General features: G+C 62.1%; 7 protein-coding genes and 1 pseudogene. 2 read left to right on the forward strand and 6 right to left on the reverse strand.

The genetic code is table 11. The features are described from left to right. Positions 1–58: 58 nt before the first annotated feature. From AWC07_RS28475 to AWC07_RS28480, 3 genes are all read right to left on the reverse strand, one after another. Entirely contained in the window at positions 59–739 is a 681-nt protein-coding gene (locus AWC07_RS28475; RefSeq protein WP_425271222.1) for a replication initiator, read from the reverse strand. Positions 740–813: 74 nt separating this feature from the next. After that, positions 814–1,848: an FtsK/SpoIIIE domain-containing protein gene (locus AWC07_RS06365; protein ID WP_167380020.1), complete on the reverse strand. Its 1,035-nt coding sequence runs from the start codon at positions 1,846–1,848 to the stop codon at positions 814–816. A 444-nt stretch (positions 1,849–2,292) separates the two neighbouring features. Beyond that, positions 2,293–2,676, reverse strand: a complete 384-nt coding sequence (locus tag AWC07_RS28480; RefSeq protein ID WP_036417326.1) for an SCO3933 family regulatory protein — start codon at positions 2,674–2,676, stop codon at positions 2,293–2,295. A gap of 165 nt (positions 2,677–2,841) precedes the next feature. On the opposite strand from AWC07_RS28480, the gene AWC07_RS06375 reads away from it, so the two are divergent. Beyond that, a complete protein-coding gene (locus AWC07_RS06375) occupies positions 2,842–4,044 on the forward strand; it encodes an NsdA family TPR-like regulatory protein (protein WP_036417328.1) in 1,203 nt (400 codons plus the stop codon). A 29-nt stretch (positions 4,045–4,073) separates the two neighbouring features. Then, a complete protein-coding gene (locus AWC07_RS06380; RefSeq protein WP_036417332.1) occupies positions 4,074–4,781 on the forward strand; it encodes a creatininase family protein in 708 nt (235 codons plus the stop codon). Between the two features lie 236 nt (positions 4,782–5,017). On the opposite strand, the gene AWC07_RS06385 is transcribed toward AWC07_RS06380, so the two are convergent. The 3 genes and pseudogenes from AWC07_RS06385 to AWC07_RS06395 form a co-directional block, all read right to left on the reverse strand. Continuing rightward, a complete protein-coding gene (locus AWC07_RS06385) occupies positions 5,018–6,292 on the reverse strand; it encodes a hypothetical protein (RefSeq protein WP_244187502.1) in 1,275 nt (424 codons plus the stop codon). Positions 6,293–6,372: 80 nt separating this feature from the next. Beyond that, complete coding sequence (locus AWC07_RS06390) at positions 6,373–8,640, reverse strand: GmrSD restriction endonuclease domain-containing protein (RefSeq protein ID WP_085104998.1); 2,268 nt, start codon at positions 8,638–8,640, stop codon at positions 6,373–6,375. 14 nt (positions 8,641–8,654) lie between these two features. After that, positions 8,655–9,608: pseudogene (locus AWC07_RS06395) on the reverse strand (3'-5' exonuclease); the annotation flags it as partial. Positions 9,609–9,675 lie beyond the last annotated feature (67 nt).

Here is a 9,675-nt window from a genome sequence, read left to right on the forward strand (position 1 = left end):
CAGGTACTACGCTCACCGTTCAGATCGGACACCCCGGTCACACAAAACGAGGTGTGCATCAAACCCGGGATGCTCCATCCCCCGGAGACGAAGCCGCATCGAGTCGGATGACGGCGTGGAAGTGAGGGACGCCGCGCCGTTGCAGCTCAACGACTTTGACAAAGGACGGCCTGGTGCCTTTCGGGTCGGCTCCGCGCGCTCTGAGTGCTTGGCTTAGCGACCGGCGGAGGCGGATCGTGAATCGGCGCCAGAGTTCGGGAGCGTGCCAGGCGAAGAGAACATGACCCACGTAGTCGTAGCACTCGCTGCACAGCGGCTGCCCTACGGCGGGATCCTCCAGGCAGTGTATGCGGTCACATCGGTCGGTTCGTCCGTGGCCGCAGGGTGCAGCTCCTCGACTTTCGGCGTGGCAGGTTCCGTTGCCCCGGATGGTGTGAACAGCACCGAAACTCGGTGCAGTGAGCGTGACGAACAACTGCGGGTGATCGGTCACCGTGCTGGGGATACCGTGGTGGCCGCCGTTGAGTCCAGCGTGGATCAGCTGCCAGAGGTCGCGGCCATACAGATCAGAGCATGACGGACATGCTGTGGCCCGACGGTTGTTGCACCTAGTCAGCACGTAATGCTGTCTGCCGAACTCGTCAGTGGCCCCCAAGCGGATTGGGCTCGCGCAGAATCCGCATCTCTCCGCGGTATCCCACCATGTGTCGAAACTCGGAGATGCAGCCCGCCGCACCATCTGTGCCAGTACGGCGGTGTTGTCGACCCCGGCCGGTGCATCCGGCAGCGATGGGATGTCCGACACGGAGTTAGTCACCGTGCCGCCTTTCCGATCGAAGGGCGGAAGTGCTCGGCGAGATAGTCGATATCGGCGTCAGTGACATGGAAAGCACGCGCCCTGATGGGTTCGGCACGTCCGTCCTGGCAGACATACGCCACGCCGGGAGTTGCCGTTGATATCTCGTCGCACAGCGCCCCCGCGTCGCGGGCCGCGGCGCCCAACACCATGGTGGTCTGAGTGGCCTCGGTCATCCGCATCCCGATCCGCATGGAGAACAACTGCCGGATCGGTAACACGTCCTTCGACGGGTCCTGCACGGCCGCGACCACCGAGACCCCGACAGCGCGGCCCTGAGAGAGCAACAGCCCGAGAAGTTGTTCGACTTCGGAACGAACTTTGCGATCACCGATATAGGCAGTCAGCGAGGCGATCTCATCCACCACGACGATGATCAGCGGTGCCGAGCTAGATGGAGCGTGCAAGCGGGTATGGCCGCGAAGCCGTTGCGCCCTTTGTTGCATGACCTGCGTCGCCGCCCGTAGTAGCGCCAGCGTGCGCTCGCCATTGTCGTAGGCGAATCCGGCGAACAGTTGCTGGCCGCGGCCAAACTCCATGCCTCCCTTGGGATCAACCACCAACAGGCGCACCGTCCCCGCTCGTATACCAGGTGCGAGTCCGGAGATGATCGACCAGAGAACTGATCCCTTACCGGCGCCGGTAGCGCCAGCGACCAGAATATGATGTCCCAAAACCGGTACACTCCAACGCGTTCCGGACTCGATGATACCGACATCGATGTTCGCGAGGTCAGCATGGGATTCACGGCTCGGCCGGGGTAACCGAACGACACAGGCTAGGGCGTCGTTGTGATGCACGGTGATGTTGACCTCTCCACGTCTGCGGGAATGAATCGTCACCCGCTCAGCCCGAAACGCTTCGGCCAATGCAAGCGTCTTGTTCTGCCAGTCGGCCACCGACTGCCCGACAAGAATCTGAACGACCGCGACGTCACAAGTCGCACCAATCGATACCGACCGGAGCGCCGGCACCAGCGTGCGTCCGGACATCGAAGCCGTCAGACCGTGCAGCGTGCAGATGGCCTCCCAACGGTGCCGATAGATCCACCACGTTCGCCACCGAGATCGCACCCTAGAAGTAATCCATTCGTCGAACGAGTCAGGCGAGTAGTAAGCCCACGCGGCCAGGGCTGAGCCTGACGCGACGGCGACGAGCCCTCCAAGGATCGGGGCGTACTGGAAGCCAACCCAGAAGCTCACCAGTAGTGGGAGGCTGATCATGGGAAACAACAACGACCACCAGATGAGGACCCCGAGTCCTTTCGCCAGGCCGGTGACGATCAGCGTGATGGTCTCGTCCCAGTCCGATTCAGTGGTGCCTGACGGGTTCCGCTTACGGTTGTTCGAGGAATCAAACATTGCATTCTCCTTCGAGAATCGGGGACTGCATCACCGCTGGACCGCGGTCCGTGATGCAGTCCCCGATCAGCTCGCTCAGGCGGCCGTCTTGCCCGGACCGGCCGACGTACCTGACGGGGGGACTGTCTTCGGCGGGGCGACCACCCCTGATAGGGGTGCACCTGAAGCGCGGATGGCGTCTGCCCGATATGCGACTCCGCTTCGCCCCTCCTGGTTCCAGGGCGACGCGATCAGGCCGTCAACCTGAACAGGCTGAGCGACAGTCACGCCAGGGTCGCCGGCGACTGTCACGGCGATGACTTCGGCGCCCGAAACGTCGAGGGCCATCAGCTGCACCTGCCACAGGGGCCGGCCCGTTTCCCGGTCGATGCGCGGCTGTCCGGTATCGAAGGCGACGCGTTGCTCGGGTCCGCGTGTGCAAACGAACGACACTCCGGTTGTATCAATCTTGAGTTTCACTGGTCTTACTCCCGTTCTGGAATCTTCTGCGCGTGGCGGTCACCACAACGTCAGAACACCAGTGCGCCGGCTGACTGCGTAAGTGAGCCGTAGGGAGATGGGGGGAGACCAAATTCGCGCTCGACGGCCCAGGTATTGGCGGTCGCGGTCGGGGAGAATCGACTTGTGGCAGACGCCGCAGCATTACGCCCAATTGCCGCGCAGCGACTGCGTGCTGCGCGTACCGACTGGGGCTGGAGCCAGGTCGACCTAGCCGCTGAAGTCGCACGTGTCCGAGCAAAGCAGCGGCTGAAGTCCATCGATGGTGATTCGCTGCGACGGCAAATCGTGGAGTTCGAACGGGGGCGTCAGCCCGGCCCACTGTGGAGGGGGCTCTTGGCTGAAGCGCTCCAAGAGGACGAGGACCGCCTGTTCGGCCTGGCCGTCGACACAAATCTTCCGCGTCCGCTGTTGGTACAGACTGAGTTTGACAGCGACGTGCTGGCCGTGATCTTGGAACAGCGTGCGGCGCACATTCGAGCTGAGCACGTCTTTGGTCCCGCGTACGCCCGCGAGCTTGTCGACCGTGACCTGACCACGATTGAGGAACTCATCCGCGCTGCTCCGCCGGCGGTGCGTCCCGAGATGCGTAAGGCCGCTGGACGCATCGCTGAGCTTGGTGGCTGGATTGCCCAGGACAGCGGTGACCCAGTGAAAGCGCTGCAGCTGACGAGACGAGCAGAAGATCACCTCCGCTCATCGGACCCGTCGTTGCAAGCTACCGTCCTCATGCGGCGATCCAACATCATATTGCAGTCCGACCCGAGCCTTGCGGTCGAACTGGCAGATGACGCCGCAAGACTCATCAGTGGGATCTCGGTGGGTCGGCTCGCCGCAAGCATTGCGCGTCAACAAGCGCTTGCGGCGGCTGCGGATCACGACCGACAGAGCTTCGCCCGGCTCTCTGCCCACGCAATCCACATTGCACAGGTCGAGCCGATTCCTGACGATCACGCGATCTACGCCTCGCCCGCCTATGTTGCCGGTGAGGTCGCCTCGGGGCTGATGATGTTCGGCGATGCGGCGAACGCCCTGGCGTTACTCCACGAACACTACGGGAGCTGGCCTGGCAGCCAGCGTCGCGATTTCGCTGTGGCGTCGGCTCGGTTGCTCCGAGCGACGGTCATTGTCGGCGACTACCACACTGCAGTCGAATTGCTCTCGCGTACGATCAACGCGTACTTATCGGCACCATCAGATCGGACGCGACGTGAATTACGCCAGTGTCGCAAGGTAATTCGTGACCGCGCTAGAGCAACAACGACGTTGCCCCTGCAAACACTACGTACAAAGATCGAGGATACGTTGCGGGGAGACGTGAACCTGTGACTCAAGACCAAAGAGAGATCGGCTTGGATATGCCGACGACTACGACCGAGGACAGCTGCACCTGGGCCCCGGTGGCGCTGCTTCCGGTCGGATCATTCGAGCAGCACGGCCCGTACCTTCCCCTGCTCACCGACACATTGATCGCAACAGCTATCGCCGATTCGATCAGCCTACGGCACAACGTTTTTCAGCTCCCTGCCCTGGCCTTCGGATGCTCGCATGAGCACTCGGAGTTTTCGGGGACGGTGAGCATCGGCGCGACCACATTGAACAGCATCGTCGCGGACCTCATCGACTCTCTTAATCGTCAGGGAACCCGCGGCCTCGTCATTATCAACGCACACGGTGGCAACTACGTGCTGTCAAATGTGGTCCAAGAGGTTAACACCAAGCGCGATATCCGTGTCGGGTTGTTTCCGAGTCGGGAAGGCTGGACAGAGGCCCGAGAAGCCGCCGGCATCACCAGCACGAGTTACGAAGACATGCACGCTGGCGAACTCGAAACATCAATCCTGCTCGCTGTACATCCTGGCCACGTCCGAGACGGATGGCAGAGTGCTGACCACAGCGCGCCCGACCGCAGGCATCTGACCACCGTAGGCATGAGCGCGTACACCGACAGCGGAGTCGTCGGCTACCCCTCGCGAGCCAGCGCCGAGAAGGGCCGTGCCGTCCTCGACCATCTAGGCAGGGCCGCTGGCGAACTCATCACGCTTCTCGTCGAGCCACACGCCTGACGTCAACGCCGTGACGGCTCCCGTCCGCTGGCGCTCCCGTCCGCCGCCACGGACCGGGCTGTGGTGACCAGCAGGCTGAACGGTTCAAGGCGGCGCCGTCGTTGTGAGAATTTTCTTTACTGGGATCAAGAGGCGGGGCGAAGCCCGCCATACAGAGCCGCCCCGAAGGTGACCGGAGACAACGGCTCGTTCTCGGTGAGCAGGCGGTGGTCAGCATCCAGCAAGCGGATGGCGACTCACGTGGTCTCTGTCGGAGAGAAGCCTGAATCGCCCACCGCCGGTTCAGGCTTCTCGGCCTGGGCTTTGTCGGTGAGGTACTCACCGATGCGAATCAATCTCTGTCCGGCCGCACCGACCGCCTTGAGCGCCGAGTCTGCGACCGCATCGATCACAGCTTCCGCCGCGTCCAGCACACTGGGTGTTTCGACATTCGACCATTCCTCGATCTGGTGACGGCGGGCCTGGGCGAACTGGTCGAGCTCGTCGCGAAGGTGTGAACGGTGTTTCGCAAGCTCCCGCACTTTGCGAAAGCGGAACCCCTCAATGGCAGCCGGTTTCGCGAAGTCGTCCAGGAGGCGCTTTGCTTCACGGTACAGCTTGCCGTCTTCGGCAAGTTGATGACTGATCAGTTCGTTGAGATCGTCGAGTACCCGCTGTCGATGCTGCGGCTCCTTCTGGCCGACGCGGGCCAATCGGAGGAGTTGCCACCGGTATAGAGAATCCTCTGCGACCACCAGTAGGCTCAAGGTCTCACCAAGCTGCTTCTGATCGACCGCTGCGCAGAGTTTTGCCGCCCGGTCTTGTACAGGAAGGTCGGAATCGAACGAGTCCAGGATCCTGCTAACGTGGTTCCTGAGTTGCTCGATTGTCACATTCAGCGCGGGTCCGAGGCCAGCCAGCGCATCCCAGTCCGCATCTGGTAGCTCGCCGTGCGTGTCAAGGAAGTCCGTTGCCCGACGGATCGACAGGTGGTTGCCGAGCACGTCGCCCGCACGTGTTGCCTGGGCAATGTTGAGGACGGACTCGACCTTGCCCTCGACTCGTCGCACAGCTTTCTCGACGTCGGCGATCGCCGTCCTGAGGGCCATCTGTGTCGCGATCAACTGAACGGCAAGCATCTGGGGAGGGGCAATCTGTGTCGGCGCCCACTGCAGCTGCTGCAGGAACATCCCATCGCCGCCACGCGTCATCATCCGGAAGTAGCCGTCAGTTCCCGGAATCCAGTTGCCCACCCGCAGCGCGTTGACGCTGTCGGGATGAAGCTGCACGAACTTCCCTGAATCCGCGAGAATTCCTGCCATACCAGCCAAGAGGCCAGCTGCGTTGGTTACCGAGGATTTGGTGATGCCGGCCACCCGCATAGTCTTGCCGGCGACCGTCCGCAGGCGTGACAGATAGGCCTCGACAGCTTCCGAATCGCCGGCAACCAAGAGGCCGCCGGGCTGAACCGATACCTCCACTTCATCACTTTCGACCGCCATCGGAAGGTTGTCGGGGCTTTCGTCGGACACGGCTACTCCTGCATCTTGGGTTGTCGATCTCGAATAACGAAATTAGTTTGCAGTCATGGCATTTCACTCATAAGGTGTCCTCACGGGGTGTAGCCGAACTGCGCCAGCCGTCGCTGCGCAATCGAAATCTCGTTTTCGCTGAACAACTCCGAAAACTTCGGCTCAACTACCAGGGCTTCCACGGTCAGGTCCAACCGCCCACGCTCCCACAGTTCGGCGAACCCATCCGAGATTGCCGGGGACGCCAGCAGTTTGTGCGCGGTCTCTTGCGGCCCGTATTGCGCAAGCATGCTCAGTAAGTAGGATGCGTTGTACCCCGCCTCAGAACGGCCGCGGTCGTACACGGCCTTCATCCGTTGCGAGAAATCGGCTTCCAAATCGCTCATCTGCGGACTGCTGGCGACCTCGGCGGCCGGCTCTTCCGGCTCACCGGCCGCAATTGCGCTCTCGTTTTCGACGAACCGCAGCAGTGCGTCCACGGAGGTAAAGACTCGTATCTTCAATTCTTCGAGGCGAGCCAGATCGGCATCGTCGGGGTCGAGTTCGAGGACGACGGGATCTCCTAGCTCCTCTTGAAGACCTCTGGGCCAGAAGGCTTCAGCGACCGCAAGCACAGCGCCGGTATCGGGGTCCGGGATCTCCGCATCGACTTCCGGTTTGGCGTAGCCTCTGCGCCTCAGCTCAGCGATGAGTTCACGCAGCTGCTCGCCGCGGGGGTCGTCAATGACCTCGTCGGCGACCTGTAGACGGTCCATAATCAGATCGTCGTGTGGCCCCTCAGGATTGCGCAGGCCCACCAGGAACGACTGCGCTGATGCGGCCAATAAATTGCGGCGAGCGGCCAGGAATTCGGAATAGCGTTCTACCCGCCACAGGTCAGGATTGGTCGGAATCCACTGGGATTCGAGTACACCCGGATGCTTGGCCTCGACCTCTGGAAGGTACTCCGCAGGATCGCGCATACCGATCTTGATGTTGGTGTCCTGGGTGAGGAAACAGAAATTCGCGAGCGCGTTAATGTCGTTGCGGTCGAATCCGTGCTTGCGTAGCAGTGCCTTGGGAAAGATATGGTGCACCTGCAGGGACGTGAGTTTGCCCAATAGCTCGGCCCGCAACTCCAACCCGCTGCCGAAGTCGCGGGCGCCATCGACGCGGGTCAGTAGGTACAGCATCGGATAGAACCGCGAACCCCGGGTGGAGCCCGCGAAGTCGTCGGGCCCGATAGTCAGATGCCCGCCTCGGACACGTTCTAATGTCGCGATCAGTGCGTCGACACCGCCCCGCTCGGCCGCCTCATAATCCTGCTGCAGGTAGGTCTCCGTCGAACCGCTAAACCGACCCCATAGTGCGGAATGTATGTACCAGTAAAGAACCTTGTCGCGGTGTGTGCTGTCGGAGAACCCGCCGCCGTTCAGTTGAAGCAGCCGCGTGATGACAGGCGCCGCGTAGCGGCCCATCAGCACCCGGTCGTGGTCCAGACCCAGGCGCCCGGAAGCCGCATCGAGGAAAGTGCTGATGTGGTTTGCCGCCTTGCCGAGGGCTGTCTCGAATTCGGCGGCGGATACGTCAGTAAGGGAGGAGAACAACGCCCTGCCAGTCGCGACCGCCGTTGCGTTCCGTAGCAACCAGTCCAGTGAGAACCGGAATCCGAATTTTTTCCAGCGGTCCAGGTGGTCCCGCAGCTCTTTTCGTGCATCCGGCCACTCCGCGCAGAGCTTAGCCAAGGCGAGGTCGCCCTTGGACAGCTTGGTGCCGCCGGAGTTCACCTTGTTGAAGATGTCGACGACCTCATCGACCGTCTTGCCCGTGCCGGTGATCTTCTCGGAGTTGAAGTCGCGGTTGGCGATCTGGGTGATCGTGTTCAGCCGGTCAATATAGGCGTCGAGGGTGTCATCGTCATCGACCTCAGGGAAGGCTCTGAGGTACTTCGTCGGTCCCTTGCTGAACAACTCGGTGACGTTCACCCAGGTCGGGTCGCCGGCCATCTTGGTGGAGGCATAGAACTCGAAGGACTCCGTCTCCACATTGAAGTACAACCCGGTAAACGCGGATTTTTCGCCCTCGAAGAATGGTGGCGGCGTGCCGCGGATGACCCCGTACAAGGACGTGACGCGCTGCTGACCGTCGAGCAGCAGTTGTCGGGTGCCACTACCCACCGCGGCGCCCCGCACGGTGATGTCCTCCGACATCGTTTCCCACATCAACAATCCGCCGACCGGGTAGCCGCGGTACAGCGACCGCATCAGGCCGCGGACCTGGTCGCGGTTCCACACGTATCCGCGCTGAAACTCCGGGAGAAGCACGACGCCGGAATCGATTTCGTCCAGCAGCGTAGACAGGCGTGTCATTCGAAATCTCCTGTTCAGTTCTTCTCAAGTGCGGTCACAAATGGGCTGGGCTCGCCGTGCCAGGTGACGAGCAGTTCCTCGCGGGCGCGGGTACAGGCCACGAAGAGCAGGCACCGCTCCCGCTCCAAATCTTGCTGATGCGTTTGCTTGTCGTCCTCGACCGGGGTGACGGCGTTCGCCGCGGGCACCAGCTTGGCGCTGACACCGGCGACACACACGCAGCGGAATTCCAGGCCTTTCATGCGGTGCATGGTGCCGATGCGGGCGGCATCGTTATCATCCGAAGCTTTCGCGAGGTCGACAGTGTCGATCCCGGCCGCCTTGAGTGCATGTTCGATCTTCGACGTCAACCACTTGGCGCGAACGGCGATTCCGATCTCTGAAGGTGCGATTCCATTGTCGATCCACTCCTTGGCAGACGCGGCAATGAATTTTGCCTCAGCCTCGGCACTTTGGTGCCCACTCAGTGTCGGCGGCTGCCCGTGCACATAGGACTTGCAGCCAGCGATAGAGTCCAGACCGCCCTCCATGTCATCGATCGCTTCGCCGCGCAGTAAGCCCAGGCTCCAGCCGAGTATTTCGGCGGTTGTGCGGTAGTTGATATTCAGCCGCGACGACCGGCCGGCGATGTTGATCCCGACCTCGCGCAGGCTCACTCGATTGTCGTAGATGCGCTGATGGGTGTCCCCAGCGATGAAAATATCGTCGGGTGCTTCGGCGACCGAGGCGCGCAGCAGCCGCCACTGGTCCGGGCTGAGATCCTGGGCTTCGTCGATGATGACGTGGCGGAACGGTTTCGCCGACGAGTCCTCCAGCAGCCGGGTCGCCTCGCGGCGGACGGTTTCGTGCGTCCACACGCCCTGCTGGGTAAGGGTCTGTTCGAACTCCCAGATCGCCTGCCAGACCTGGGCCCGCTGAACCGGCCCAAGCGCGCGGCCGCGTCCGGTCCGCTTGGCGGCTAGGAGGGCTCTGAACAACGGGGCGTGATGGGGCGGGAAGAACGCCGACAAGGCCGTTTCTTCGGCAGTAGGTCAG

Origin of the sequence: Mycobacterium gastri, assembly GCF_002102175.1 — a bacterium.
In the GTDB taxonomy this organism is placed as follows: domain Bacteria; phylum Actinomycetota; class Actinomycetes; order Mycobacteriales; family Mycobacteriaceae; genus Mycobacterium; species Mycobacterium gastri.

Bases quoted from the DNA above. Each gene is read 5' to 3' on its own strand.
- AWC07_RS06365 (WP_167380020.1), bottom strand. From the start codon at position 1,848: ATGTCCGGACGCACGCTGGTGCCGGCGCTCCGGTCGGTATCGATTGGT.
- AWC07_RS06390 (WP_085104998.1), bottom strand. From the start codon at position 8,640: ATGACACGCCTGTCTACGCTGCTGGACGAAATCGATTCCGGCGTCGTG.
- AWC07_RS28475 (WP_425271222.1), bottom strand. From the start codon at position 739: ATGGTGCGGCGGGCTGCATCTCCGAGTTTCGACACATGGTGGGATACC.
- AWC07_RS06380 (WP_036417332.1), top strand. From the start codon at position 4,074: ATGCCGACGACTACGACCGAGGACAGCTGCACCTGGGCCCCGGTGGCG.